The organism is Actinotalea solisilvae (genome assembly GCF_016464425.1).
Taxonomy (GTDB): domain Bacteria; phylum Actinomycetota; class Actinomycetes; order Actinomycetales; family Cellulomonadaceae; genus Actinotalea; species Actinotalea solisilvae.
The window spans coordinates 48,442-73,799 of record NZ_JADDKQ010000018.1 but is presented as its reverse complement, the minus strand read 5'-3'; the positions used below and the strand labels follow the sequence as shown (position 1 = coordinate 73,799).

Annotated in this window: 21 protein-coding genes and 1 tRNA gene; 15 read left to right on the top strand and 7 right to left on the bottom strand. The window is 74.4% G+C overall.

Annotated elements, in window-relative coordinates:
• Positions 1-32 precede the first annotated feature (32 nt).
• Complete coding sequence (locus JIG38_RS14440; protein ID WP_199424519.1) at positions 33-1,235, bottom strand: diacylglycerol/lipid kinase family protein; 1,203 nt, start codon at positions 1,233-1,235, stop codon at positions 33-35.
• Between the two features lie 105 nt (positions 1,236-1,340).
• On the opposite strand from JIG38_RS14440, the gene serS reads away from it, so the two are divergent.
• From serS to JIG38_RS14405, 7 genes are all read left to right on the top strand, one after another.
• The gene (gene serS, locus JIG38_RS14435; RefSeq protein WP_199424518.1) at positions 1,341-2,627 is read left to right on the top strand and encodes a serine--tRNA ligase; all 1,287 of its coding nucleotides are present in this window, start codon (positions 1,341-1,343) and stop codon (positions 2,625-2,627) included.
• Positions 2,624-3,475: an HAD family hydrolase gene (locus JIG38_RS14430; protein ID WP_199424517.1), complete on the top strand. Its 852-nt coding sequence runs from the start codon at positions 2,624-2,626 to the stop codon at positions 3,473-3,475. The genes serS and JIG38_RS14430 overlap by 4 nt, the downstream gene beginning before the upstream one ends.
• 117 nt (positions 3,476-3,592) lie before the next feature.
• Positions 3,593-4,609: a LacI family DNA-binding transcriptional regulator gene (locus JIG38_RS14425; RefSeq protein ID WP_199424516.1), complete on the top strand. Its 1,017-nt coding sequence runs from the start codon at positions 3,593-3,595 to the stop codon at positions 4,607-4,609.
• A 291-nt stretch (positions 4,610-4,900) separates the two neighbouring features.
• A complete protein-coding gene (locus tag JIG38_RS14420) occupies positions 4,901-6,286 on the top strand; it encodes an ABC transporter substrate-binding protein (RefSeq protein ID WP_199424515.1) in 1,386 nt (461 codons plus the stop codon).
• Between the two features lie 209 nt (positions 6,287-6,495).
• Positions 6,496-7,476, top strand: a complete 981-nt coding sequence (locus JIG38_RS14415; protein ID WP_372419899.1) for a carbohydrate ABC transporter permease — start codon at positions 6,496-6,498, stop codon at positions 7,474-7,476.
• Positions 7,473-8,426 (top strand): carbohydrate ABC transporter permease, encoded by a 954-nt coding sequence (locus JIG38_RS14410; RefSeq protein ID WP_199424514.1) that lies wholly within the window; start codon positions 7,473-7,475, stop codon positions 8,424-8,426. Before JIG38_RS14415 ends, JIG38_RS14410 begins: the two co-directional genes overlap by 4 nt.
• Before the next feature lie 110 nt (positions 8,427-8,536).
• Positions 8,537-9,430 carry an EamA family transporter gene (locus JIG38_RS14405; RefSeq protein WP_307844946.1) on the top strand — a complete coding sequence of 298 codons (894 nt, stop codon included), beginning with the start codon at positions 8,537-8,539 and terminating at the stop codon, positions 9,428-9,430.
• A gap of 30 nt (positions 9,431-9,460) precedes the next feature.
• On the opposite strand, the gene JIG38_RS14400 is transcribed toward JIG38_RS14405, so the two are convergent.
• On the bottom strand, positions 9,461-10,009 hold the full coding sequence (locus JIG38_RS14400) for a bacterial proteasome activator family protein (protein ID WP_199424513.1): 549 nt from the start codon (positions 10,007-10,009) through the stop codon (positions 9,461-9,463).
• 116 nt (positions 10,010-10,125) lie between these two features.
• Here JIG38_RS14400 and JIG38_RS14395 point away from each other — a divergent pair, with 116 nt between their 5' ends.
• The gene (locus JIG38_RS14395; RefSeq protein ID WP_199424512.1) at positions 10,126-11,367 is read left to right on the top strand and encodes an AGE family epimerase/isomerase; all 1,242 of its coding nucleotides are present in this window, start codon (positions 10,126-10,128) and stop codon (positions 11,365-11,367) included.
• Between the two features lie 87 nt (positions 11,368-11,454).
• Here JIG38_RS14395 and JIG38_RS14390 read toward each other — a convergent pair whose 3' ends face one another.
• The gene (locus JIG38_RS14390; protein WP_199424511.1) at positions 11,455-12,435 is read right to left on the bottom strand and encodes an NAD(P)H-quinone oxidoreductase; all 981 of its coding nucleotides are present in this window, start codon (positions 12,433-12,435) and stop codon (positions 11,455-11,457) included.
• 192 nt (positions 12,436-12,627) lie between these two features.
• Here JIG38_RS14390 and JIG38_RS14385 point away from each other — a divergent pair, with 192 nt between their 5' ends.
• The 5 genes from JIG38_RS14385 (at position 12,628) to JIG38_RS14365 (ending at position 19,343) form a co-directional block, all read left to right on the top strand.
• Positions 12,628-17,196 (top strand): sensor histidine kinase, encoded by a 4,569-nt coding sequence (locus tag JIG38_RS14385; RefSeq protein ID WP_199424510.1) that lies wholly within the window; start codon positions 12,628-12,630, stop codon positions 17,194-17,196.
• Between the two features lie 58 nt (positions 17,197-17,254).
• On the top strand, positions 17,255-17,704 hold the full coding sequence (locus JIG38_RS14380; RefSeq protein WP_199424509.1) for a roadblock/LC7 domain-containing protein: 450 nt from the start codon (positions 17,255-17,257) through the stop codon (positions 17,702-17,704).
• Positions 17,705-17,712: 8 nt separating this feature from the next.
• Positions 17,713-18,099 carry a DUF742 domain-containing protein gene (locus JIG38_RS14375; RefSeq protein ID WP_199424508.1) on the top strand — a complete coding sequence of 129 codons (387 nt, stop codon included), beginning with the start codon at positions 17,713-17,715 and terminating at the stop codon, positions 18,097-18,099.
• Positions 18,080-18,691 carry a GTP-binding protein gene (locus JIG38_RS14370; RefSeq protein WP_199424507.1) on the top strand — a complete coding sequence of 204 codons (612 nt, stop codon included), beginning with the start codon at positions 18,080-18,082 and terminating at the stop codon, positions 18,689-18,691. Before JIG38_RS14375 ends, JIG38_RS14370 begins: the two co-directional genes overlap by 20 nt.
• Before the next feature lie 244 nt (positions 18,692-18,935).
• Positions 18,936-19,343, top strand: coding sequence for a hypothetical protein (locus JIG38_RS14365; protein WP_199424506.1), 408 nt, complete (start codon positions 18,936-18,938; stop codon positions 19,341-19,343).
• A gap of 118 nt (positions 19,344-19,461) precedes the next feature.
• On the opposite strand, the gene JIG38_RS14360 is transcribed toward JIG38_RS14365, so the two are convergent.
• Positions 19,462-20,091: a DinB family protein gene (locus JIG38_RS14360; protein ID WP_199424505.1), complete on the bottom strand. Its 630-nt coding sequence runs from the start codon at positions 20,089-20,091 to the stop codon at positions 19,462-19,464.
• Between the two features lie 363 nt (positions 20,092-20,454).
• Here JIG38_RS14360 and JIG38_RS14355 point away from each other — a divergent pair, with 363 nt between their 5' ends.
• Positions 20,455-21,138, top strand: coding sequence for an SPFH domain-containing protein (locus JIG38_RS14355; protein ID WP_199424504.1), 684 nt, complete (start codon positions 20,455-20,457; stop codon positions 21,136-21,138).
• 235 nt (positions 21,139-21,373) lie between these two features.
• On the opposite strand, the gene JIG38_RS14350 is transcribed toward JIG38_RS14355, so the two are convergent.
• From JIG38_RS14350 to JIG38_RS14340, 3 genes are all read right to left on the bottom strand, one after another.
• Positions 21,374-22,741, bottom strand: a complete 1,368-nt coding sequence (locus JIG38_RS14350; RefSeq protein ID WP_199424503.1) for an HNH endonuclease signature motif containing protein — start codon at positions 22,739-22,741, stop codon at positions 21,374-21,376.
• 176 nt (positions 22,742-22,917) lie between these two features.
• Positions 22,918-23,007: transfer RNA gene (locus tag JIG38_RS14345), tRNA-Ser, on the bottom strand.
• A gap of 84 nt (positions 23,008-23,091) precedes the next feature.
• A complete protein-coding gene (locus tag JIG38_RS14340; RefSeq protein WP_199424502.1) occupies positions 23,092-23,790 on the bottom strand; it encodes a helix-turn-helix transcriptional regulator in 699 nt (232 codons plus the stop codon).
• A gap of 178 nt (positions 23,791-23,968) precedes the next feature.
• Between JIG38_RS14340 and JIG38_RS14335 the strand changes: the two genes are divergently transcribed.
• Entirely contained in the window at positions 23,969-25,345 is a 1,377-nt protein-coding gene (locus JIG38_RS14335; protein WP_199424501.1) for a tryptophanase, read from the top strand.
• The last annotated feature ends 13 nt before the right edge of the window (positions 25,346-25,358 follow it).

The window sequence follows — 25,358 nt, the reverse complement described above, 5'->3', positions numbered from 1 at the left end:
CCTGGACCGACCTGCCGGGCCTGGGCGAGGGGTCAGGACGAGGGCGCGGTGCCGTCGACCCGGACGAGGAGCGCGTGCCGCTCGACCCGCGCCGCGACCTCCAGCACGTCGCCGATCGTGTCGCCGTCGACCTGGACGGGCTGCGGTTCGCGCGTCCGGACGCGGGCCTGCCGCACGCGCTGGTGCTCGATCTTGCCGATCTTGTTGGGCAGGTCGGTCCGCAGCCCGTAGCGCTGGATCGCGACCTCGCCGAGCAGCTGCGTCCACCCCGCGAGCCCGCCCCGCGTGTCGATCGCGCCGATGTCCATCCAGCCGTCGTCGATCACGGCGTCCGGCAGCAGCGTGATGCCGCCGGGCAGCTTGCCGACGTTGCCGAAGATGAGGCTGCGCAGGCGGGCCCGGTGCCACCCCTGGTCGTCGTAGGCGATCTCGAGCCGCATCCGGCCACCGCGCAGGTGGCGCATGGCCGCGACGAAGTACGCGACCCAGCCCATCTTCGCCTTGAGCTCCTCGTCGGCGTCGCCGACGATCGCCGCGTCGAAGCCGAGGCCGGCCATGACGAGGAAGATGTGGTCGCGCGGGAGCTCGTCGGCATCGGGCGGGGTCTCCTGCGGCCGCACCGCCTCGGGGTCGGCCTCCGCGATGTCGTCGCTCACGTGCGCCTCGTCGCGCACGACGGTGAGCCAGCCGACGTCGATCGGCTTGTCGGTGCCCGTGAGCGCGATCCGCAGCTGCGCCTCGAGGTCGTCGATGGGCAGGTCGAGGTTGCGCGCCAGGAGGTTGCCCGTGCCCTGCGGCACGATCGCCATCGCGCGCCCGGTGCCCACGAGGCCCTCCGCGACCGCGCGCACCGTCCCGTCGCCGCCGACGGCGATGACGACCTGCGCACCCTGCTCGACGGCGTCCCGAGCCTGGCCGATGCCCGGGTCGTCCTCGGTCGTGTCGAACCACAGCGGCTCGGGCAGGTACCGCGCCGCGCAGGCGCGGACGGCCGCGTCCCGCAGCTCGGGCACTCCGGGCTTGGTCGGGTTCGCGACGAACGCGACCTGTGCGTGCGTCGCGTCAGCGCCCTCGGCCGCGGCCGTGCCGGCGCTCCCTGTGCCCGCGACCGAGCCGCCGCCCGTCGCGCCGCGCCCGGCCAGCGTGCGGCGGTTCTGCACGGCGATCCACAGGGCCGCGACGGCCACGAGGGCCACCACGGCCACGGCGATGCTCAGCCATCCAGCCCACGTCATGGCTGAACCGTATTGCCCGCGGGCGCATCCCACCGATCGAACGCCCGGCGCACCGTCGGGGCCGCGCGCCGGACGCCACCTCGCGCGCCTGGGTACCCTCGTCCGGTGATCGACCTGCGCCTCCTGAGGGACACCCCCGACGCCGTCCGCACGAGCCAGACGCTGCGCGGTGACGACCCCTCCCTCGTCGACACCGCGCTCGCGCTCGACGAGCGCCGCCGCGCCGCGCAGACCGACTTCGAGCGGCTCCGCGCCGAGCAGAAGTCGCTCGGCAAGGAGGTCGCGCAGGCGAAGGGCGAGGAGAAGGCCGCGCTGCTCGCGCGGGCCAAGGGGCTCGCCGAGCAGGTCAAGGCCTTGGGCGCCGACGCCGACGCGGCGGCCGCCGAGCTCGACGCCGTCCTGTGGCGGATCAGCAACGTCGTGCACGACGGCGTCCCGGCGGGCGGCGAGGACGACTACGTCGTGCTCAAGCACGTCGGCACCCCCCGCGACCTCGCGGCCGAGTACGGCCCGGACTTCCGGGTGCGCGACCACCTCGAGCTCGGCGAGCTGCTCGGCGCGATCGACACCGAGCGCGGCGCCAAGGTCTCGGGTGCGCGGTTCTACTACCTCACGGGCATCGGGGCGCGGCTCGAGCTCGCACTGCTCAACGCAGCCATGGACCGCGCGAGCGCGGCCGGCTTCACGCCCATGATCACGCCGACCCTGGTCAAGCCCGAGATCATGCGCGGCACGGGCTTCCTCGGCGCGCACGCCGACGAGATCTACCGGCTCGAGGCCGACGACCTCTACCTCGTCGGCACGTCGGAGGTCGCGCTCGCGGGCTACCACGCGGACGAGATCCTCGACCTACAGGGCGGCCCGGTCCGCTACGCGGGCTGGTCGGCCTGCTACCGGCGCGAGGCCGGCTCGTACGGCAAGGACACGCGCGGCATCATCCGCGTGCACCAGTTCCACAAGGTCGAGATGTTCGTCTACGCGAGCGCCGACGAGTCGCGCGCGGAGCACGAGCGGCTCCTCGCGCTCGAGGAGGAGATGCTCGGCCTCGTCGAGGTGCCGTACCGCGTCATCGACACGGCGGCGGGCGACCTGGGTTCGAGCGCCGCGCGCAAGTACGACTGCGAGGCGTGGCTGCCGAGCCAGCAGCGCTGGCTCGAGCTGACGTCGACGTCGGACTGCACGACCTTCCAGGCCCGCCGCCTCGGCGTGCGGGAGCGGACGGCCACGGGCGAGACGCGCGCGGCCGCGACGCTCAACGGCACGCTCGGCACGACGCGCTGGATCGTCGCGATCCTCGAGAACCACCAGCAGGCGGACGGCTCCGTCCGCGTCCCCGAGGGCCTGCGCCCGTACCTGGGCGGCCTCGACGTGCTCCGGCCGGCGGGCGCGTGACGGCTGCGGCAGGGGGCGCCGGCGGGCGGCCCGAGCTCGACGGGCTCGCGCGGCTCGTCGCGCTCGACCTCGACGGGACGCTGCTGACCTACGCGGGGGACCTGCGCGCCCCCGTCCGCGACGCCGTCGCGGCGGTGCACGCGGCGGGCCACCACGTCGTGCTCGCGACCGGGCGGTCGCTGCACGCGACGGTGCCCGTCGCGCAGGAGCTCGGCATCGACCGGGGCTTCGCGGTGTGCTCCAACGGCTCCGTCACCGTGCGCCTCGACCCGGCCCTGCCGGGCGGGTACGAGCTCGACGAGGTCGTGACGTTCGACCCCGGGCCGGCCCTGCGGCTCATGGCGCGCGAGTTCCCCGACGCGTACCTCGCGGTCGAGGAGGTCGGCGTCGGCTTCCGGATGAACAAGCTGTTCCCGGAGGGGGAGCTGAGCGGCCGGCACGAGGTCGTCGACCTCGACGACCTCGTCTCGCGCCACGTCACGCGGCTCGTGGTCCGCAGCCCGGGGCACACGAGCCAGGAGTTCCACGACCTGGTCGCGCGGTGCGGGCTCGCGGACGTGACCTACGCGATCGGCTGGACGGCCTGGATGGACGTCGCGCCCGAGGGCGTCACGAAGGCCAGCGCCCTCGAGCGCGTGCGCGGGCTGCTCGACGTCGCCCCGACGCGCACGGTCGCGATCGGCGACGGGAGCAACGACGTCGCGATGCTCCGCTGGGCCGCGCGCGGGGTCGCGATGGGCCACGCCGAGGTCCCGGTCCGCGAGGCCGCGGACGAGGTCACGGGCACGGTCGACGAGGACGGCGCCGCGGCCGTGCTGCACTCGATCGTGGCGGCCGACGTCGGCTGACGCGTGCCCGCTCGCGCGGCGCGCGCGTGGGAGCCGCGTGGGAACGGGTGGGAGGACGGGCGACCTGCCGGCTCGCCACGGTGGACCCCTGCACCCGCGAGGGAGCACAATCCGGCCATGGCGGCAGGAATCGAGGACGTGGCCCGCGCCGCCGGCGTCTCGACGGCGACGGTGTCCCGAGCGCTGCGCGACCTGCCCAACGTCACGCCGTCGACGCGCGACCGCGTGCGGACCGCGGCGGCCGAGCTCGGCTACGTCGCGTCGCCGTCCGCCGCGAGCCTGGCCTCGGGCCGGACGCGCGCCATCGGCCTGATCAGCCCGTACGTCAACCGCTGGTACTTCTCGAACGTCATCGAGGGCGCCGAGCGCACCCTGCGCAGCCAGGGTTTCGACGTGCTGCTCTACACGTTCGACGGCCGCCGCCGCGACGGGCGGCCCCGCCTGGACGCGGGCGTGCTGCGCCGGCGCGTCGACGGCGTGCTGGTCGTCGGCCTGCCGCTCGGCGAGGACGAGATCGGTGGTCTGCTGGCGCTCGGGCACCCGCTCGTGTGCATCGGCTGGGGCGGCTACGGCCAGGTGACCGTCCGGCTCGACGACCGCGCGACCGCGCGCGCGGCCACGCAGCACCTCGTCAGCCTGGGCCACCGCCGGATCGCGCACATCACGGGCGCGCCCGACGACGACGCGCCCTCGTCACCGCCCGTGGAGCGCGCGGCGGGCTGGCGGCAGGCCCTGGCCGACGCCGGCATCGTGGCGGACCCCGCGCTCGAGGCGTACGGGCACTTCGACGTCGAGGGCGGTCGGGAGTCCATGCGCGACCTGCTGGCGCGCGTGCCCGACGTCACCGCGGTGTTCGCGTCCTCGGACGAGATGGCGATGGGGGCGATCCTCGCGCTGCGCGAGGCCGGGCGGCGCGTGCCCGACGACGTCTCGGTGATCGGGGTGGACGGGCACGACCTCGGCGAGCTTGTCGGCCTCACGACGATGGCGCAGCCCGCCGCGATGCAGGGGGCGATGGCCGCGCGGCTCGTGCTCGACATGATCGACGGGCGGTCGCCCGAGCGGACGACGGTCGTGGGCACGGTCCTGGTGGACCGGGGGTCGACCGGCCCGGCCCCGGCGCGTCCGGCGTGACCCGCACGGCCCTTCGAGGCGCGTCGGGACACGCCCTGTCGGGCGCGGTGCGCGGAGTGCCGGGCAGCGCAGGGCTCGTCGGTCGACACGTGTCACCCGCCGAACGGGGGATCCCGGGGTCCTCGCGTTACACGATCGTTATTGGCCCGTGCTCGGCCCGTGGCCCGTACGGCTTGCACGCGCGGGCCTGCAAGCGCTTGCATGGCGGGTGGTGCCCGAGGCAGCTAGCCGCTGCGACGCGAGACGGGTGCGAACCGGGGCGAGCGCCTCACAACGACGTGGAGGAACCTGATGACCAGCACGACTAGGAGCCGCGGTCTCGCGGCCGCAGCCGCCGGGGGCATCGCCCTGGCGCTGACCCTCACGGCCTGCATGCCGGCTGACGAGGGCGACGGCGCGGGCGGCGGCGACGGCGGCGGCACGGCCGCCGAGGGCTGCGAGGACTACGAGCAGTACGGCGACCTGTCCGGCACCACCGTCTCCGTCTACACCTCCATCGTCGACGTGGAGCAGACGGACCAGGAGGAGTCCTACGACAAGTTCGAGGAGTGCACCGGCGCGACCATCGCGTACGAGGGCTCGCGCGAGTTCGAGGCCCAGCTCCTCGTGCGCATCCAGGCGGGCAACGCGCCCGACATCGCGTACATCCCCCAGCCCGGCCTGCTGCAGACGATCGTCCGCGACACGCCCGACGCCATCGTCCCGGCCTCCGCGGAGACCGAGGCCAACGTCGACGAGTTCTTCGCCCCGTCCTGGAAGGACTACGGCACCGTCGACGGCACGTTCTACGCCCCGCCGCTGGGTGCGAACATGAAGTCGTTCGTCTGGTACTCCCCGAGCGCGTTCGAGGAGGGCGGGTACGAGGTCCCCCAGACGTGGGACGACATGATCGCCCTCTCCGACCAGATCGTCGCCGACGGTGGCAAGCCGTGGTGCGCGGGCATCGAGTCCGGCGACGCGACGGGCTGGCCGGCCACGGACTGGATCGAGGACGTCGTGCTGCGCTCCGCCGGCGCCGACGTGTACGACCAGTGGGTCGCGCACGAGATCCCGTTCAACGACCCGCAGATCGTCGAGGCCATCGACATCGCCGGTGAGATCCTCAAGAACCCGGACTACGTCAACGGCGGGCTCGGCGACGTCACCTCGATCGCCACGACGCCCTGGACCGACGCGGGCCTGCCGATCCTCGACGGCAACTGCTACCTCCACCGTGCCGCGAACTTCTACCAGAACAACTGGCCCGAGGGCACGACGGTGGCGGAGGACGGCGACGTCTTCGCGTTCTACCTGCCGGCCATCAGCCCGGACAACAAGCCGGTCCTCGGCGGTGGCGAGTTCGTCGCGGCGTTCGACGACCGTCCCGAGGTGCTCGCGTTCCAGCAGTTCCTCTCGAGCGACACGTGGGCCAACGAGAAGGCCATCGCCACCGAGGGCGGCGGCTGGGTCTCGGCCAACAGCGGCCTGAACATCGACAACCTCGCGACCGACTTCGACAAGCTGTCGAGCTCGATCCTCGGTGACCCGGAGACCGTCATCCGCTTCGACGCCTCCGACCTGATGCCGGGCGCCGTCGGTGCCGGGACCTTCTGGACCGAGATGGTCAACTGGGTCGCCTCCGACAAGAGCAGCCAGGACGTGGCGGACGCGATCGAGGCCTCCTGGCCCGCGTCCTGACACGTCCCGTCTGACCAGGACTCAGCAGTGAGACCAGCAGGGGCCCGCACAGCTCGCGGGCCCCTGCTGGGTGTTCGGCTCCGGCGCTACGGTGGCGGGACGGACTGACAGACCCGGACGAACCGGGCCGTGACGAGGTCGTACGGGAGGCGGATGTGGACTACATCTCGACATACCTGAGCTGGCTGTTCGGAGAGATCACGAGCTTCATGCTCGACGCGACCACACCCGGTCACAAGCTCCTGCTCATGCTCGTGGTGATCGCGCTCTTCGTGGCGGTGATGGGCGCCATCCTGTTCGCGGTGGACAAGCCCAAGCGGGTGCCGCGATGGCTCGTGACGGTGGGCTTCATCGGCCCCGCGATGCTCGCCCTGGTGTTCGGGCTCGTGTACCCGGCGATCCGGACCACCTACACGTCGCTGTACAACCGCAACGGCCAGGAGTTCGTCGGCCTGGACAACTACGTCACGGCGTTCAGCCAGGACCAGTTCCAGATCGTGCTGCGCAACACCGCGCTCTGGGTGCTGCTCGTGCCCGTCGTCTCGACCCTCATCGGCCTCGTCTACGCGGTGCTCGTCGACCGCACCCGGTTCGAGAAGGTGGCCAAGACGCTGATCTTCCTGCCGATGGCGATCTCGATGGTGGGCGCGTCGGTCATCTGGCGCTTCGTGTACGAGTACAAGCCTGACCAGGAGGGCATCCAGCAGACCGGTCTGCTCAACCAGCTGATCGTCTGGCTGGGCGGTGAGCCGCAGCAGTTCCTCCTGGGTGCCCCCGCCAACACGTTCTTCCTCATCGCGGTCATGGTGTGGATCCAGACCGGGTTCGCGATGACCGTGCTGTCCGCCTCCATCAAGGCGATCCCGGACGACATCGTCGAGGCGGCGCGCCTCGACGGCCTCGCCGGATTCGGGATGTTCCGGCACATCACCGTGCCCAGCATCCGGCCCGCGCTCGTGGTGGTCGTGACGACCATCGCGATGGGCACCCTCAAGGTGTTCGACATCGTCCGGACGATGACGGGCGGCAACTTCGAGACCTCGGTCGTCGCGAACGAGTTCTACACGCAGAGCTTCCGCATCAACGACCGGGGCCTGGGGGCCGCGCTCGCGGTCATCCTGTTCGTCCTGGTCATCCCGCTCGTGATCTACAACGTCCGGCAGATGCGCATGGTGGAGGAGATCCGATGACGACGACCCCGCTCCCGCCCCAGGGCGTCGCGAAGTCCGAGCCCGGCGAGGTCGGCGGTTCCCGGTCCCCGCTCGTGCCCGACGAGAAGACCCTCGCGCGCCGCGCACGCCTCGCGTCCACGCAGCTCACGTCCCCGTGGGCGACGGTCGCGGCCATCGTCATCGCCCTGCTCTGGACGACGCCGACGGTCGGCCTCCTCATCACGTCGTTCCGGCCCGAGGCGGAGATCCGCAACAACGGCTGGTGGAACGTGTTCAGCCGGCCGGAGTTCACGCTCGCGAACTACGAGCAGGCGATGTTCGGCAACCAGACCGACCTCGCCGGCGTGTTCATCAACACGATCGTGATCACGCTGCCCGCCGTCGTCATCCCGATCAGCATCGCGCTGCTCGCGGCGTACGCCTTCGCGTGGATCGAGTTCAAGGGTCGCAACGTCCTGTTCGTCGCGGTGTTCGCGCTGCAGATCGTGCCGATCCAGATCACGCTCATCCCGCTCCTGCAGCAGTACGTCTCGTGGGACATCGACGGCTCGTTCTGGACCGTGTGGCTCTCCCACACGATCTTCGCGCTGCCGCTCGCGATCTTCCTGCTGCACAACTTCATGAAGGACATCCCGCCGTCCCTCGTCGAGGCGGCCCGGGTGGACGGCGCCGGCCACGTGAAGATCTTCTTCCGCGTGCTGCTGCCGCTCCTCGTGCCGGCGATCGCCTCGTTCGCCATCTTCCAGTTCCTCTGGGTGTGGAACGACCTGCTCGTGGCCCTGACGTTCGCGGGCACGGAGGAGCGCCCGCTGACGGTCCGGATCGCCGAGATGGTCGGCTCGCGCGGGTCCGACTGGTTCCTGCTCTCCGCCGGCGCGTTCATCTCGATGGTCATCCCCGTGGTCGTGTTCCTCGGCCTCCAGCGCTACTTCGTGCGCGGCCTGCTCGCGGGGTCCGTCAAGGGCTGATCGAGGACTTCGTCCGCCGAGGGGTCGTCGCCGCAGGGCGCCGGCCCCTCGGCGCGTCCCGACGCGGTCCTCGGGCCCGGCGCCGGCGACCCGCTGCCTAGAGTGACCCGGTGCGCGTGAGCCCCGGTGCCCTGGTGGCGCGTGTCCCGGCGCCCGCGCTCTTCGTCGGCTCGGGCCTCGCCCAGTACCTCGGCGCCGCCGTCGCGATCGGCCTGTTCGACCGGCTGCCCGCCGCGACGGTCGGCTGGCTCCGCCTCGCCGTGGCGGCGCTGGTGCTCCTCGCGTGGCGCCGCCCCTGGCGCCTCACGTGGACGCGGCCGGCGCTGCGGGCGGCGGTGGCGTTCGGGGTGGTCCTCGCGACGATGAACCTCACCTTCTACGTCGCGATCGAGCACCTGCCGCTCGGCACCGCGGTCGCGATCGAGTTCCTCGGCCCGGTCGCCGTCGCGGCGTTCACCGGGTCGGGCTGGCGCGAGCGGTCGGGCATCGCGCTGGCGGCGGTCGGCGTCGCGCTCCTCGCGGGCGTCACCCTGTCGGTCGGCGGGGACGACGTCGTCGTCGGTCTCGTGGCGATCGGGGCCGCGGCGGCCTGCTGGGCCGGCTACATCCTGCTCGGCCGCCGGGTCGCCGCCGGGCCCGACGGCGTCTCCTCGCTGGCCGTCGGCATGACCGCGGGGTCGCTGCTCTACGCGCCGCTGCTCGCGGCGTCCGGTGCGCCCGTCCTGCGTTCGGCCGACCTCGCGCTCGCGGTCGTGGGCGTCGCGGTGCTCTCCTCCGTCGTCCCGTACGCGCTCGAGCAGGGGATCCTGCGCCGGGTCACGGCGGCGACCTTCGCCGTGCTGCTCGCGCTGCTGCCCGCGACGGCCGCGGTGATCGGCGCCGTCGTGCTGCGGCAGTGGCCGCGCCCGCTCGAGGTGGTGGGCCTGGTCCTCGTCTCGGGCGCGATCGCCCTCACCTCGGGCGCGCGCCCGTCGCCCGAGGAGGCGCCGCCGCCCGCGCCGTGACGCGCGCTGGCCGGCGCCCCGCGGGCGGGGCTAGAGGTACTGGCCCGTGCCCTGGCGGGTCTCGTCGCCGCCGGTGCCGGCCGCGCCGGGGATCACGGTCGGCGCGCTGCCCGGCGCGCCGGCGGGCCCCTGGCCCGAGCCGGGCGGGAGCGCGCGCCGCATCTGCGTGAGCTGCGCCTGCGTCGCCATCTGCTGCGCGACGAGCGCCGTCTGGAGCCCGTGGAAGAGGCCCTCGAGCCAGCCGACGAGCTGGGCCTGCGCGACGCGGAGCTCGCCCTCGGTGGGGTTGTCGTCCGAGAAGGGCAGCGAGATGCGCCGCAGCTCGTCGACGAGGTCGGGGGAGAGCCCGTCCTCGAGCTCGCGCAGGGACCGCTCGTGCACCTCGGCGAGGCGCCCGCGGGCCGCCTCGTCGAGCGGCGAGGTGCGGACCTCCTCGAGCAGCTGCTTGACCATCGTGCCGATGCGCATGACCTTCGCCGGCTGACCGATGAAGGTCGCGTCGGGCGTGGCCTCGGGCGCCCCGTCCGGGGTCGGCGCGGCGTCGGCGTCGGGCGTGGGCTGCGTGGGGGCGGGGTCCATCGCGCCATCATCACCGATCCCGCCGACGCGTGCGCGACGCCTCGCCCGCGGACGTCCCCGGCTCCGGGGAGCGCCGGTAACCTGGCCGCCGACCCCCTCCCCACCCTGGAGCGCCGATGCCCTGGCTGCAGTCACCCGCCCACCACCGCTGGCTCGAGGGGGAGACGGACCGCCTGCTCGACTTCGGCCGTGCCTCGCGCGTGCCCGACGGCGGCTTCGGCCGGCAGGACGAGCAGGGCCGGCTCGACCCCGGGCACCCGACCGAGCTGTGGATCACGTGCCGGATGACGTACGTGTACGCGCTCGGCGCGCTGCTGGGACGTCCGGGCTGCGGTGCGCTGGTCGACCACGGCCTCGCGGCGCTCGCTGGCCCGCTGCGCGACGTCGAGCACGGCGGCTGGTTCGCCGCCGTCGGCCCGGACGGACCGCAGGGCGACGAGCAGAGGGCCAAGGGGGCCTACCCGCACGCGTTCGTCGTGCTCGCGACGGCGAGCGCCGCGGCGGCCGGGCGTCCGGGCGCGCGCGAGCTGCTCGACGAGGCGCTCGAGGTCCAGCTGCGGCACTTCTGGGACGAGGACGCCGGCATGGTGGTCGAGTCCTGGGACCGCGCGTTCACGACCACGGAGGCGTACCGCGGGGTCAACGCGAACATGCACACCGTCGAGGCGTACCTCGCGGCCGCCGACGTCACGGGCGACGTCGCCTGGCTCGAGCGCGCCGCGCGGATCACCGAGCGCGTCGTGCACGGGCTCGCGCGCGGCAACGCGTGGCGGATCCCCGAGCACTTCGACGCCGACTGGAACCCGCTGCTCGAGTACAACGCGGACGCGCCCGCGCACCCGTTCCGGCCCTACGGCGCGACCGTGGGCCACTGGCTCGAGTGGGCCCGCCTCACGCTGCACGTGCGCGCGGCGCTGCTCGCCGCGGGGCGCGAGGCCGGGGCCTGGATGGTCGACGACGCCGTCGCCCTCTTCGACGCGTCCGTCGCCGAGGGCTGGGCGGTCGACGGCGCGCCGGGGTTCGTCTACACGGTCGACTGGGAGGGCCGGCCGGTCGTGCGCCTGCGCATGCACTGGGTGCTGTGCGAGGCGCTCGGGGCTGCCGCCGCGCTGCACGCCGTCACGGGCGACGAGCGCTTCGACACCTGGTACGCGACGTGGTGGGACTACGCGGCCGAGCACCTGCTCGACCGCGAGGGCGGGTCGTGGTGGCACGAGCTCGGCGTGGACAACGCGGTCTCGCGCACCGTGTGGACGGGCAAGGCCGATCTGTACCACGCGGTCCAGGCCACGCTGATTCCGCGGCTGCCGCTCGCGCCCGTGCTCGCCCCGGCGCTCGCGCGGGGGCTGCTCGCCTGAGGGGCGGCCCACCGCCCGGGCAGTCCGGGCCGTCCGGGCCGCGCGCGCCGTCGGGCCGGGCGCAGGCTCTCCTGCCCACCAGCCGCGTCAGGGCGTGAGCAGCACCTTGCCGAACACCTCGCCCGAGCGCAGCAGCGCGTGGGCGTCCTCGGCGCGGTCGAGCGGCAGCGTCGCGTGGACCACGGGCCGCACGCGCCCCTCGGCGACGAGCGGCCACACGTGCCGCCGGACGCCTGCCACGATCGCCGCCTTCTCGGCCGCGGGCCTCGCGCGGAGCGTCGTCCCGAGCACGGTCGCGCGCCGGCTGAGCAGCAGGCCGAGGTCGAGCTCGCCGCGGCGGCCCCGCTGCAGGCCGATGACGGCGAGACGTCCTCCGGTCGCGAGCGCCTCGAGGTTGCGCCCGAGGTAGGCGCCGCCGACGACGTCGAGCACGACGTCGACGCCGCGGCCGCCGGTCGCCTCGCGCACCCGGGCGACGAAGTCCTCGGAGCGGTGGTCGACGACGAGCTCGGCGCCCAGCTCCCGGCAGCGCGCGGCTCGCTCGGGCCCCCCGGCCGTCGTCGCGACGTGCGCGCCGAGCGCCGCGGCGAGCTGGACGGCGTGGGAGCCGACGCCGCCCGAGCCGCCGTGCACGAGCAGCCAGTCGCCCGGCGCGAGGCGCGCGGCCTCGAGCGTCGACCAGGCGGTGCACGCCGCCTCGGGCAGCGCCGCGGCCTCGACGAGCCCGACGCCGTGGGGGACGGGGAGCACCTGACCTGCGGGGACGGCGACCCGCTCGGCGTACCCGCCGCCCGCGAGGAGCGCGACGACGTGGTCGCCGGGAGCGACGCCCGAGCCCTCGTCGGCGTCCGCGACCGTGCCCGAGACCTCGAGGCCGAGCCAGTCCGGCGCGCCCGGGGGAGCGGGGTAGCGGCCCGCCCGCTGGAGCAGGTCGGCGTTGTTGACGCCGGCGGCCGCGACGTCGATGAGCACCTCCCCGGCGCCGCGCCGGGGGTCGGGACGCTCGTCGAGGAGGAGGGCCCCGTCCTCGCCCGGCGCCGGCGGGTCGTCCACACGAACGAATCTCATGGTCACCGAGTCTGTCAGGCGGGTGAAAACGGCCGTTATCGTGTGGCGCGGGCCACCCAGATCATCCCCAGGCCTAATGCCGTGCCGGTACCGAGCCGATGACTCGTGGACGGCCGAGTTCCACCCCCGGTTCTCGTCGTCATCCAGCACCCTGTGCAACGGTGCGCACCGTCGCACCGTGAAGGAGACACCATGCTTCGCAGGTTGGGCATCCGCGGAAAGGTCCTCGCGGCCCTCTCCGTGCCTGTGCTCGTCATCCTCGCCCTCGCGGGCCAGGTGTCGTTGCAGGCCATCGAAGGCGCCCAGACGGCCCGGGCGGTGACGTCGCTGCTCCGGGTCCTGCAGGAGTCCCGGCAGGTGGTGGAGACCCTCCAGGCGGAGCGCGCCGCGGCGGTGCCGTACGTCAACCCGGACGTGGTCGCGAAGGACCTCGTGACCGTCATGCAGACCCGGGAGGACACGGCCGAGGCGATCGCGCGGTTCGAGGGTGCCGTCGAGGCGGTCGACTTCGACGCGCTCGACCCCGCCGTCGCGGCAGCGGTCTCCGACGTCCGCAACGCGTTCGCCACGCTCGACGGCGTCCACGGCCGAGTCGACTCCAACGTGCCGCTGGGCTCGATCGTCAACAACTACACCCGCGCCATCGAGGACACGGTGGCGTTCCCCGAGGCCGTCGCCGACGCCCTCGACGACCGTCGCCTCGCGGCGATCATCTCCGCGAACGCGGACCTGACGTCGCTCGTCGAGGACTACCGCGAGGAGCAGGTCCGCGGCGGCGAGGTGCTCTCCGGCGCCCGCGAGAACCTCGACGTGCTGAACCTGTCGAACCTCTTCCCCGCGTCGAAGATCGCCCACCAGCAGACGTCGTCCACGGTGCGCGCGCTCGAGCTCGGCGACGGGGTCGTCGTCCCGCCGCTCGGTGCGTCCTTCGACGGCTTCCAGTCCTACGACTCCTACCGCACCCTCATCTCCTCGGGCGAGAAGCAGAACTTCGACTTCATCGCACCCGACGACTGGCGTGCCGCGGCGGACCGCGAGATCGTCGCCTTCGAGCCGCTCGCGTCCGAGCTGCGCCAGGCCGCGACGCAGCGCGCCGACGCCGTCGCCGCCAACGCCGTCCGCGAGGCCGTCATCACGACCCTCGTCGCCCTCGGCGCCCTCGCCGCCTCGGTCGTCATCGCCCTGTCGATCGCCCGCCAGATCGTCGTCCCGCTGCGCCGCCTCACGGAGGCCGCCGGCAACGTCCGCGACGAGCTGCCCCGCCTCGTCGACCAGGTGGCCGTCCCCGGCCAGGGCCCGGACCTCACGCTCACGCAGATCCCCGTGACCAGCCGCGACGAGATCGGCCAGCTCGCGACCGCCTTCAACGAGGTGAACGCGACGACCATCCAGGTCGCCCAGGAGCAGGCCGCCCTGCGTGGCTCGATCGCGGAGATGTTCGTCAACGTCGCCCGCCGCGACCAGGTGCTCCTCAACCGGCAGCTGTCCTTCATCGACGCGCTCGAGCGCTCGGAGGAGGACCCGAAGACCCTCGCGGACCTCTTCCGCCTCGACCACCTCGCGACCCGGATGCGCCGCAACGCCGAGTCGCTCCTCGTCCTCGCGGGCATCGACACCGGCCGCCGCCTGCGCGACGCCCTGCCGCTGTCCGACGTGATCCGCACCGCCTCGTCCGAGATCGAGCACTACGAGCGCGTCCTGCTCGACCTCCCGGTCGACCCGATGATGCTCGGCCACACCGCTCTGCCCGCCGCGCACATGCTCGCCGAGCTGCTCGAGAACGCCACGGTGTTCTCCGAGCCCGGCACGCCGGTCCAGGTCTCCACCGGCATCGACGAGCGCAGCGTCATCATCACGGTGCTCGACCAGGGCCTCGGCATGACGCCCGAGGAGCTCGCCGAGGCCAACGAGAAGATCCGGACGACGTCGGCCGGCGACGTGCTCGGCTCGCAGCGCCTGGGCATGTTCGTGGTCGGCCGCATCGCGGCGCGCCTCGGCACGACCGCGGAGCTCGCCCTCGGCCCCGACGGCAAGGGCACGCTCGCGACGATCCGCATGCCCCTCGTGCTCTTCGTCGACCCGGGCTCGATCCCGCTCACGCCGCCCACGCGTCCCGCCGCGGCCCAGCCCGAGGCGTTCGTGCTCCCCGAGCAGGCCGCCGAGGTCGTCCACGACACCGCCTACGCGCCGGCCCCGGCCCACGTGCAGGACGTCGCGCCCGGCGCGTACGGCTCGGCCGAGAACCCCGCCGAGGAGGTCGACCTCCAGGCGCTCACCGACGGCACGACCGGCCTGGGCCTGCCGCGCCGGCGCAGCCGTGGTGGCGACGAGGAGGCCCCCGCCGCCCGCGTGAGCCACCGCGAGGCCGACGACGCCGCCGCCGCGCCGTCCATCCCCCTCGCTCCCCGGGCCGACGCCCTCGCGGGCGCCGCCGCCGCGGTCGACGAGGCGTGGGCCCCGCCGGTCGTGGTCCCGTCCGCACCGCTCGTGTCCCGCCGTGGGGCCGACGACGGCGCGGCCCTGCCGAGCCGCGCGCCCGCCGCCGGTGGTCTGCCGACGCGTCAGCCGGCGGCCGCCGCACCCGCGGCGCCGTCCGGCCTGCCCACGCGCTCGCCGGCCGCGGGCGGCCTGCCGACCCGTCAGCCCGCCGCGCCGGCCGGACCGGAGCCGCGCGCGGTGACCGGCCCCGTGCCGCCCGTCGCCCCCGAGGGTCGCGCAGCGATGTTCTCCGGCTTCCGGTCCCGCCGGGCCGAGCTCGCCGCCGCCGCCGTCCACGTCGACTCGGGCGAGACGACGTCGGAGGCGACGCCGGACGCGCTCGACGGGGTCGACGGCGCCGACCGCCTCGCCGCCGCCGCGGCGGGCGGCCAGGGTGCCGCCGCGTTCTTCAGCCGCCCGGAGACGCCCCCGGCCGACAAGCCGATGGTCATCCCGGCGCTGGTCGAGGACGACGAGGACGAGCTCCCGGCGGCCGTCGCCGAGACCGTCGCCGAGGAGCAGGCCGTGTGGTCGGCGCCCGAGGCGCAGGCGCAGCCGTGGGAGGCGCCCGCCGAGGCCCAGCCGCAGGCGTGGGAGCAGCCCGAGCAGCCGTGGGCCGCGCAGCAGGCGCAGCCCCAGCCGTGGGCCGCGCAGGCCGAGCCGCAGCCGTGGGCCGCGCAGGCCGAGCCGCAGCCGCAGCCGTGGGAGCAGCCGGCCCAGCAGTGGGAGCAGCCCGCCCAGCCGTGGGCGGCGCAGGCCGCCGAGCCGCAGCCGTGGGCGCCCGCCGAGCCGGTCGCGCCGCAGCCGTGGGCCCCGGCCCCGGTGGAGCCCGCCGCGCAGGCGCAGCCCTGGGCGCCCGCGCCCGCTCCGGTGGACGCGCAGCCGTGGGCCCCGGCCCCGGTCGAGGCCGCCGCGCAGGCGGAGCCCTGGGCCCCGGCGCCCGTGGACCCGCAGCCCTGGGCTCCCGCCCCGGTCGACGCCCAGCCCTGGGGCCCGGCCGAGCCGCAGGCGCAGGCGCAGCCGTGGGCACCGACCCCGGCGCCCGTGCAGCCCGAGCCGCAGCCGCAGGCCTGGTCGCAGCCGGTCGCGCCCGTCGCCCCGGCCGCCCCGGCCGCTCCGGTCGTGCCCGCCGCGCCGGCCGTCGAGACCCCGGCGTTCACCGAGCTCGTGCAGGGCCCGAGCCGCCGGGACATCCGGGGCAAGAAGCCGCGCCGGCGCCTCTTCGGCCGCAGGCAGGCCGAGGCCGCGGTCGTCCCGACGCCCGCCGCACCCGCCCCGGTCGAGCAGCTGCCCGCGCCGGCGCCGTACGTCGCGCCCGAGCCCGTCGTGCCGCCGGTCCGGCAGTCCGCGTGGGGCTCGCCCGACGCGGGCGCCCACGCCGCCGCCCAGGCCCAGCCCGCCGCGCCCGCGCCGGTCGAGGCCCCGGCCGCACCGCAGCTCCCGGCGCACGCGCCGCGGTCGCTCAGCAGCGCCTTCCAGCCGCGTCGTCCCGTGGACCCGGCCCAGGCCGCCCCGGCAGCGCAGGCGCCGTCGGCCCCCGTCGCCCCTGCGGCGCCGGCACCGACGCCCTGGAACCCGCCGCCGGCCGACACGGCCCAGGGCTGGCAGGGCGCGGCCGCCGCCGCGGTGGCCGAGGGGTCGTCCGGCTGGGCGCCGACCGCCGCGTGGGAGCCCGCCGCCCCGCAGGCGCCCGCCGCCCCTGCCGCCGCACCCGCCTGGGCCCCGGCCCAGGGCTGGGCGCCGACGGCCCCGGCGGACGCGTCCGCGATGCCGGCCCGGCCGACGGCGTCGGTCCCGAGCCCGCACCAGCCCGCGCAGACCACGTTCACGCCGCAGACGTTCTCGCCGCAGACGTCCTTCACCCCGCAGTCCGGCGGGGCGTTCGACGACGAGGTGACCAACATGCTCGCGCAGCGCGCGGACATCGCCCAGCAGGCGCTCGCCGAGCTGAGCCAGCTCTCGAGCTACCGACCGGCCGCCGCCAGCGGCGGCGGCTCGACGCTGGCGCGACGCACGCCCGGCACCATCCCGACGGCCCCGGAGATCAAGATCGCCCCGGCCGGCCAGCGGGTCGAGCGCGACGCCAACCAGGTCCGCTCGCTGCTGTCGAGCTTCCAGTCCGGCACCAGCCGCGGACGCCAGGCCGCGCCTGCGCCCGCGGGGCCGGCCGACCACCAGACCCCCGACGGGGCCACCCCCGTCGGCAAGGACGGTCCGGACGCGCACGGGATCCCCGTGACGACCCCGGACACCGACCTGACCGAGCGGACCACCTCATGGTGACCGCCAGCACCGCCCCCAGCCGCCGCTCGTCAGCTGCCGGCAACCTCGAGGAGGACAAGTGACAGCGCTCAGCTCAGAGGCAGCCAACTTCGGCTGGCTCCTGGACAACTTCGTGAAGACGGTGCCCGGCACCCGGCACACGCTCGTCGTCTCCGCCGACGGCCTGCTCATGGCCATGTCGGAGAACCTGGACCGCACCAGCGGCGACCAGATGGCGGCGATCGTCGCCGGCATGTCGAGCCTCACCCGGGGCGCGGCGCGGCAGCTCCACGCGGGCGACGTCCGTCAGGCGATCATCGAGATGGACGAGCTGTTCGTCTTCCTCATGAGCGTCTCGAACGGGTCCGTCCTCGCCGTGGTCGCGGACGCGACCTGCGACGTCGGCCTGATCGGCTACGAGATGGCCATGCTCGTGTCCCGCACCGAGACCACGCTCACCCCGCAGCTCGTCACCGAGATGCGTGGGAACCTGCCGGTCAACGGTGCGGTCCGGGCACCGGTCGGGTGAGCGAGCCCATGGCCAACCACGAGGAAGGCGTCGAGTACGAGGCACGCACGGTCCGGCCGTACGCGGTCACCGGCGGTCGCGTCCGTGCGGCGAACTCCGACCTCCCCCTCGAGGCCCTCATCGAGGTCCTCCCGGGGGCGGTCACCAGCCAGGGGCTGCCGCCCGAGAAGCGCGCCATCCTCCAGCACGCCGCCCACACGTTCGTGTCCGTCGCCGAGCTCTCCGCACTGCTGCGGCTGCCGCTCGGGGTCGTGCGCATCCTGGTGACGGATCTGTCCGAGTCCGGATTCATCCGTGTCCACACCTCAACGCCGGTCAGTGTCCACACCGGTCAGTCCCCCGCCCTGTCCCTGAGCGTGCTGGAGAGTGTTCTCAATGGCATATCCGCCCTCTGACACCGCCGCTGTGGCCGACCGCACACCGGTCAGCGGGGGTGTCGCACCCACTGTCGTCAAGATCGTCGTCGCAGGCGGCTTCGCCGTCGGCAAGACGACGTTCATCGGCTCGATCTCCGACATCGAGCCGCTCAACACCGAAGCCGCGATGACGGAGCACTCGGTCGGCGTCGACGACGCCGGCGGCGTGACCGACCGGAAGACGACCACGACGGTCGCGATGGACTTCGGTCGCATCGCCCTGCCGGGGTCGCTGTGGCTCTACCTGTTCGGCACCCCCGGCCAGGACCGGTTCCTGTTCATGTGGGACGACCTGGTCCGCGGCGCCATCGGCGCCGTCGTCCTCGTCGACACCGAGCGCCTGGACCAGTGCTTCCCGGCGGTCGACTACTTCGAGAGCCGCGGCATCCCGTTCGTCGTCGCGGTGAACTGCTTCGACGGCGTCGCCCGTCACCAGCTCGACGACGTGCGCGAGGCCCTCTCGGTCCCCGCCCACGTGCCGCTCATGTACACGGACGCCCGCTCGCGGGCCGCGACCAAGCAGACGCTGATCGCGCTCGTGCAGCTCGCCATGGAGCGGCTGCGCGGCTGAGCACCATCGGGACGCACGTCCCGGAGCAGGACGCCCGACGGCGGCCAGGGTCCACGGACCCGGGCCGCCGTCGGCGTCCGGGGCAGGGCGCTGGGTGCTGGGTGCTGCGTGTCGCTGGGCGCTGGGTGCTGCGTGGCACGTGACCGCGTGCGGGTCGGGACCGTCGCGGTGGGCTGGCTAGGCTCGGCACGGACGAGGCGCCCGCGCGCCCGCCCGGGGGTTGGGCCACGAGGACGGGACGGCGATGATCTACGCGGACGGCTCGGCGCTGAGCCGGGCGCTCGTCCCGGGCGTCGAGGCCGGTGCGTGGCTGCGCTGGTCGACCGAGCACGCCGCCGAGCTCGTCACGTCCCCGCTGGGGTTGACCGAGCTCCGTCGTGCCGCCCTCCCGCTGGGCCCGGTGGCCCGTGCCCAGGCCCACGCCATCGCGACCTCGGTCGAGGTCGTGCGGTTCTTCGACCAGTCCCTCGAGTCGGCTGCGATGGCCTCGTCCGTGCTGCCGCCGTTCCAGGCCCTCCACCTCGGGATCGCCGTCGCCCACCCCGAGGTCGTCGGCCTCGCGACCTACGACGTCCTCCTCGCGCGCGTCGCCTCGATCTACGCGCTCGACGTGGTGAGTCCGGGACGCGCCGAGGGCTGGTGGGACGCGTGAGGCGCGCGAACGGGTGACCGACGGCTCCGCCGCCGTCCCCAGATCGTCACACCGGCCGCCCGGTTCACCCGGACGGACGCACGGCGGGGTGGTCCGGGACGTGCGCGGCGGGTCGCGCTCAGGCCGACGCGACGAGCGCGCGGTGCAGGTCGCGCAGCAGCGCGATCTCGGCACCGTGGTGCAGCAGCTCCTGGTTGACCCACCACACGATCTCGAGGAAGGGCTGCTCCGCGTCGTCGCCGTCGGGGTAGGTGCTGCGGCCGACCTCGTCGAGCGCGGCGTCGTCGGCGGAGGTCAGCGCCTCGCGCCATGCGGCGAGGCCCGTGCGCAGGGCCTCGATGCCCGACGCGGCGTCGCCCGGCACCTCCGTCTCGTCGTCCACGCGGCTCCGGGTGCCCACCGTGTGGTCGGCGCGACCCGCCAGCATCGTCGACAGGTGCTCCATGCGCCACGCGATCGTCGTGAGCGGGGGCGGCCACGGGTGGGGGCGGCCGCCGTCGCGGCCCCACGCCCCCGACCCGGCCAGCACCGTCGCGCCCGGACCGGGACCGTCGGTGCGGCGACGCACGTTCCACGCCCCGGGCGCGGGCTCCCACAGGTACTCGGCGTCGGTGAGGGGGTCGACCCGGACGCGCTCGCCGTCGCCGCTGTCCATGTCCGGTCCGGTCAGGCGCGCGAGCAGGCGCTCGGCGGCCCAGTCGTACTGCGCGAGGAGCGGTGCGAGCCGGGGCGGCACGGTGGCGTCCATCGCCCCACCGTACGAGCACGGGCCGCGCCGCGGGACCCGGAAATCCAGGCGCGCGGGGGACGGCGCAGGGCCTAGCCTCCCGTCTGCTCCCGGTCAGCAGCCGGACGGCGTCGCCGTCGCGGGTCCTGCACGTCGGGCCGGGGAGCACCTGCCACATGGTGCAGCGCCTGTCAGCGCTCGGGTTCGACTCCCGACGGCCGGCCGGCGCGCGGTCGCACGGGTGGGAGCGGTCTGCGGCGCCGGGCACGCCCGGACGTCCCCCGCGCCCGCCCGACCGCGCGCCGGCCGGTCCTGACGCCGCCGCGCGGGGCAGGGCGGACCGCGCCGAGGGTCGGCGGGACCGGACGGGAGGAGGGCAGAGCGATGCGCATGATCGTGCAGGAGTGGGAGCGGGTGCTGGTCTACCGGGACGGGCGGTTCGAGGCGCAGCTCGAGCCGGGCCGCCACCGGCGCCGCGCCTGGCGGCGCCGGACCGTGCGGGTCGTCGTCCGGCCGCGGCTGCTCGTCGTGCCGCTGCAGGAGGTGCTGACCGCCGACGGGCTCGCGGTCAAGGTCAGCCTGACGTCGACCGTCCGCGTGGCCGACGCGCGGGCGTGGCACGAGGTCGCGGAGCACCCGGACGCCTTCCTCTACGCGGCGCTGCAGACGGCGCTGCGGGAGGCGGTCGCCACCCGGACGCTCGACGAGCTGCTCGCCGACCGCGCCGAGGTGCCCGAGCGCATGCGCACCTCCGTCGCCGCGACCGCCGCGTGGGTCGGGATGGCGGTCGACCAGCTCGCGCTGCGCGACGTCGTCGTACCGGCCGAGCTGCGGCGGGCCGCGGCCGAGGTCGCGACCGCGCGGGCCCAGGGCCTCGCGGTCCTCGAGCGCGCGCGGTCCGAGGTCGCCGCGACGCGGGCGCTCGCGAACGCGGCGAAGCTCGTCGCCACGCAGCCGGGGCTGCTGCAGCTCCGCACGCTGCAGGCGATCGAGGCCGGTGGCGCGACCGTCGTGCTCGGTGCCGACGCGACGGCGACCGTGCCGCGGGCGGGTGCGCGGGCGGACTGAGCGCGCCGTCCGCGGGCTGACCCGTGGACCGCCCGAACGCACGGCTGACCGGCCCGGTACCCGACAGGGTGCCGGGCCGGTGTGCGTGCCGAGGGCCGAGGGCCGGGGGACAGTCAGGCAGGTGCCACCGATCGGCGACCGGCCGGGCGGGCAGACGGGCGCGCGCGATCGAGTCGTCGCACGCTGCGCGCGTTCGGGTGCCCACCACGAGCGGGTCCACCGCGGCAGCGCTCGATCAGAAGGGTGGTGGGCCCAGGTCGACCGTCACGCCGGGAGGCGGGGGCAGTGACGGTGGCCGGTCAGGTGGCGTGTGCTCGGGCGTGCGGCGGTAGGGGCGGCCGTGGGGCGAGCTCCAGACCGTGTGCCCTGACGGCGTGCGGAGGGGCGTCCACTCGCGGCGGGTCTTGAGGTTGTGGTGGTGTCGGCACAGGGCGTGCAGGTTCGACAGGCGCGTCTGGTCCTCGCCGCCGGCGTCGGGCGCGTAGGCCTCGATGTGGTCGACGTCGCACCGACGTGCGGGCATGCGGCAGCCCGGGAACGTACACGTCGCGTCCCGCTGGACGACGGCGTCTCGTAGCCCCTGACTCGGCGCGTAGCGGCCGGTGGACCGCGCGAGGGGAGCGCCGGTGCGGGCGTCGACGAGCAGGGGCTCCCACGTGGCCCGGGCGCCGATCCGACGGGCGAGCGTCGCGGGGACGGGCCCGTACCCCTCGAGGTGCGCGGGGCTGTCGGTGAGTCCGGCGACGGCGAGCGCGGACGCGGTGAGGACGAGGTGCGGGCGCCGCCCTTGTGCGGTGCCCAGCGGCGTGCCGTCGGGAGCCGTGCCGGCGTCGAGCCACCGGGTCGCCAGGTCGACGAGGGCGTCGGCGCGCCGCGCGTCCAACGACCGGCTGTCGCCCTCGGCCCGGTCTGCGACGAGAGCCGTGAGGGTGGTGTGGATCGCGACCGCGTCGTCCGCGGGGAGGTATGCGGTCAGCCACGCCATCGAGTCCGGGGCGGGCTGGAGCTCGACGCGTCGGCGCTCCCGTGCGCGGTCGTGGCGACGTGCGGCGCCGTCAGGGTCGCGGACGAGCTCCAGCCTGCGCACCCGCTGTCGTAGCTGCGGTGCCGTGCACTCCCGCGCCTGGGGCAGCACCGCGGCCGCGACCTCGCGCGCCGCGTCGGCGGGCAGGTGCGCGAGGTCCTCGGTGAGGACGGTCGCGCGCCGCACATCCAGGTCGCCGCGACTGAGGGCGTCCGCGACCTCGGGCAGCGTGTCCAGAGCGACGGCGAGGCCGAGCTTGCCCTCCGCCGCCGCGCGCGTGACGTTCAGGCGGGCGGCGAGCTCGTCGGCCACGGTCCCGGCGTGCAGACCGCGACGTCGTCGGTGCAGCTCCTGGACCGCGCGGGCCTGGCCCGCGGCGGCCCACGACGCGACGCGCTCCCACGCCGCGGCCATCTCGACCAGGGCGGCATCGTCGACGTCGGCCGGCTCGAGGCCGTCGAGGCGGGCGACCAGGGCGGGGGAGGGCACCGACGCGTCGAGCTCGGACGCGAGCCGGTGCAGCACCGACCACGCCCACTCGTCGCCCCATGTGCCCGTCGGCACCCGCGATCCGTCCATACCGGGACACTACGGGCGACCACCGACACGACCCGTGCACGCGAGCGAGGGCTGAGGCGTGATCACCTGCGGGCTCTGACGAGATGCACGAACGGAGCCGGGTCGGGGTAACCCCAGCAGCCCGGCGTCGGCGCACCGGACGGCTACCGCGTGACCTGCGGGCGTCCCCGACAGGGCGGAGGGCAAGGGATTCGAACCCTTGGGTGCGAGGTCGTCGCACCAACGGTTTTCAAGACCGTCGCCTTCGGCCGCTCAGCCAGCCCTCCTCGACGGGCGGACCCTACCAGGGACGGTGTCTGACCTGCGGCGTCGCGAGCCGCGTCGCGTCCGGTCGCCACGGGGGCGACCGCTCAGCCCGCACGCTCGTCGTTGCCGAGCTCGTTGAGGTAGTTGTAGATCGTGAACCGCGTGACCTGGAGCGCGGCGGCCGCCATCTCGACGCTCTCCTTGAGCATGAAGAAGCCGCGGTCCTTGAGGTCCTGCACGACGGCGATCTTGTGCTTCTTCTGCATGAGGTCCACCGGGGCGCCGGACGCCTCGATCGCCTCGGCGAGCAGGTGCTGGGCGAGCTCGTCGATGTCCCGGACGAACTTCTCGGCCGGCGCCTCCTCTGCCTGGGGACCTGGGCCCGTCGCGTCCTCGGGGAGCATGGCCTCGGCGATGGCCTTGACCGCGCGCCAGATCATCACGTCGCAGTTGAGGCACAGCGCCGCGACGGGCTCGCCGGCCGAGTCGCGCACGACGATCGTCGTCGAGCGCAGGGACCTGCCGTCGGGCAGGCGCGTCTCGTAGCCGACGCTCGTCTCGAGCGTCCCGGCCGCGGCCTTGCGCAGCAGCAGGTCGGTCGCCGGGCTCCCGACGGCGCGTCCGGTGACGTCCCCCGCGATCGCGACCACGGAGTTCGGCAGCCGCCTCAGGTCGTGGAGGACGACCTCGGTGTCCGCGGGCAGCGTGCGGCTCAGCGGCTCGACGAGGCCGGACAGCACGGTGAGCAGCGCGTCGGCCTCCTGCGCACTGGGCCCAAGGGCCGCCTGAGACCCGGCTTCCATCGGCAATCCTTTCCACAGCGGGGTCACCATCATGACACGGCGTTGAGGACTTATGGCCTGTGTTGAGGACCTCACCTGAAGTGCTACGGTCGCCACCAGGAGTTGAGAGACTCGACAACGAGTGGAACTTCTGGACAGGCCGGACACCGTCGCCCGGCTCGCGACACGAGGAGACGTCATGCGCTACATGCCCGAACCGTTCAAGATCAAGATGGTCGAGCCCATCCGGATGACCACGCGCGAGGAGCGCGAGGGCTTCATCCGCGACGCGTACTACAACGCGTTCGCGCTCTCCGCGGACAACGTCTACATCGACCTGCAGACGGACAGCGGCACCGGCGCGATGAGCGATGCGCAGTGGTCCTCGATGATGCGGGGCGACGAGTCCTACTCGGGCGGCCGCAGCTACTACCGGCTCCTCGAGGCCGGCAAGGAGATCTTCGGCTACGACTACATCCAGCCGGTCCACCAGGGCCGCGCCGCCGAGAAGGTGCTCTTCCCGCTCCTCGTCACGCCGGGCCAGTACGTCATCTCCAACATGTTCTTCGACACGACGCGGGCCCACGTCGGCCTGGCCGGCGGCCGCGCGATCGACTGCGTCTGCCCCGAGGGCCTCGACTCCGGCGCCTACTACGACTTCAAGGGCAACATGGACGTGCCCCGGCTCGAGGCGCTCATCGCGGAGCACGGCGCCGAGAACGTCGCCGCCATCGTCATGACGATCACCAACAACAGCGTGGGCGGCCAGCCCGTCTCGATGGCGAACATGCGCGAGACGGCCCGCGTGGCGCGCGAGCACGGCATCGTCGTCGTCATCGACGCCGCGCGCTACGCCGAGAACGCGTACTTCATCAAGGAGCGCGAGCCCGAGTTCGCGGACGCGACGCCCCTCGAGATCACGCGCGAGATGTTCAGCTACGGCGACGTCTTCACGATGAGCGCCAAGAAGGACGCGCTCGTCAACATGGGCGGGCTGCTCGCGGTGCGCGAGGACGCCGAGCTCACCGAGGCGATCAAGACCCGCGTCATCTCGTTCGAGGGCTACCTCACCTACGGCGGGCTCTCGGGCCGCGACCTCGAGGCGCTCACCACCGGCCTCTACGAGGGCCTGGACCACGACTACCTGCGCTACCGCGTGGGTCAGATGCAGTACCTCGCCGACCGCCTCACCGCGTACGGCATCCCGTTCCAGAACCCCGTCGGCGGCCACGCGGTCTTCGTCGACGCGGGCAAGATGCTGCCCCACATCCCGTACGACCAGTTCCCGGGCCAGGCCCTCGTCGTCGAGCTCTACCTCGAGGCCGGCATACGCACCTGCGACATCGGCTCCTACCTCATGGACCGCGACCCCGAGACGGGCGCGCAGCTGCGGGCGCCGTTCGAGTTCACGCGCCTCGCCGTCCCGCGCCGGGTCTACACGCAGGCGCACCTCGACGTCGTCGCCGACGCGCTCGCCGCGGTCCAGGAGCGCGCCGCGAGCGTCAAGGGCTACCAGATCACCTGGGAGCCCAAGGTGCTGCGGCACTTCACCTCGCACCTCAAGCCGGTCGACTGACCGCGCGCACGCC

Bases quoted from the DNA above. Each gene is read 5' to 3' on its own strand.
- JIG38_RS14370 (WP_199424507.1), top strand. From the start codon at position 18,080: ATGGCATATCCGCCCTCTGACACCGCCGCTGTGGCCGACCGCACACCG.
- JIG38_RS14365 (WP_199424506.1), top strand. From the start codon at position 18,936: ATGATCTACGCGGACGGCTCGGCGCTGAGCCGGGCGCTCGTCCCGGGC.
- JIG38_RS14385 (WP_199424510.1), top strand. From the start codon at position 12,628: ATGCTTCGCAGGTTGGGCATCCGCGGAAAGGTCCTCGCGGCCCTCTCC.
- JIG38_RS14375 (WP_199424508.1), top strand. From the start codon at position 17,713: ATGGCCAACCACGAGGAAGGCGTCGAGTACGAGGCACGCACGGTCCGG.
- JIG38_RS14440 (WP_199424519.1), bottom strand. From the start codon at position 1,235: ATGACGTGGGCTGGATGGCTGAGCATCGCCGTGGCCGTGGTGGCCCTC.
- JIG38_RS14410 (WP_199424514.1), top strand. From the start codon at position 7,473: ATGACGACGACCCCGCTCCCGCCCCAGGGCGTCGCGAAGTCCGAGCCC.
- JIG38_RS14360 (WP_199424505.1), bottom strand. From the start codon at position 20,091: ATGGACGCCACCGTGCCGCCCCGGCTCGCACCGCTCCTCGCGCAGTAC.
- JIG38_RS14355 (WP_199424504.1), top strand. From the start codon at position 20,455: ATGCGCATGATCGTGCAGGAGTGGGAGCGGGTGCTGGTCTACCGGGAC.
- JIG38_RS14425 (WP_199424516.1), top strand. From the start codon at position 3,593: ATGGCGGCAGGAATCGAGGACGTGGCCCGCGCCGCCGGCGTCTCGACG.
- JIG38_RS14390 (WP_199424511.1), bottom strand. From the start codon at position 12,435: ATGAGATTCGTTCGTGTGGACGACCCGCCGGCGCCGGGCGAGGACGGG.
- JIG38_RS14335 (WP_199424501.1), top strand. From the start codon at position 23,969: ATGCGCTACATGCCCGAACCGTTCAAGATCAAGATGGTCGAGCCCATC.
- JIG38_RS14400 (WP_199424513.1), bottom strand. From the start codon at position 10,009: ATGGACCCCGCCCCCACGCAGCCCACGCCCGACGCCGACGCCGCGCCG.
- JIG38_RS14420 (WP_199424515.1), top strand. From the start codon at position 4,901: ATGACCAGCACGACTAGGAGCCGCGGTCTCGCGGCCGCAGCCGCCGGG.
- JIG38_RS14350 (WP_199424503.1), bottom strand. From the start codon at position 22,741: ATGGACGGATCGCGGGTGCCGACGGGCACATGGGGCGACGAGTGGGCG.
- JIG38_RS14395 (WP_199424512.1), top strand. From the start codon at position 10,126: ATGCCCTGGCTGCAGTCACCCGCCCACCACCGCTGGCTCGAGGGGGAG.
- JIG38_RS14415 (WP_372419899.1), top strand. From the start codon at position 6,496: ATGCTCGACGCGACCACACCCGGTCACAAGCTCCTGCTCATGCTCGTG.
- JIG38_RS14340 (WP_199424502.1), bottom strand. From the start codon at position 23,790: ATGGAAGCCGGGTCTCAGGCGGCCCTTGGGCCCAGTGCGCAGGAGGCC.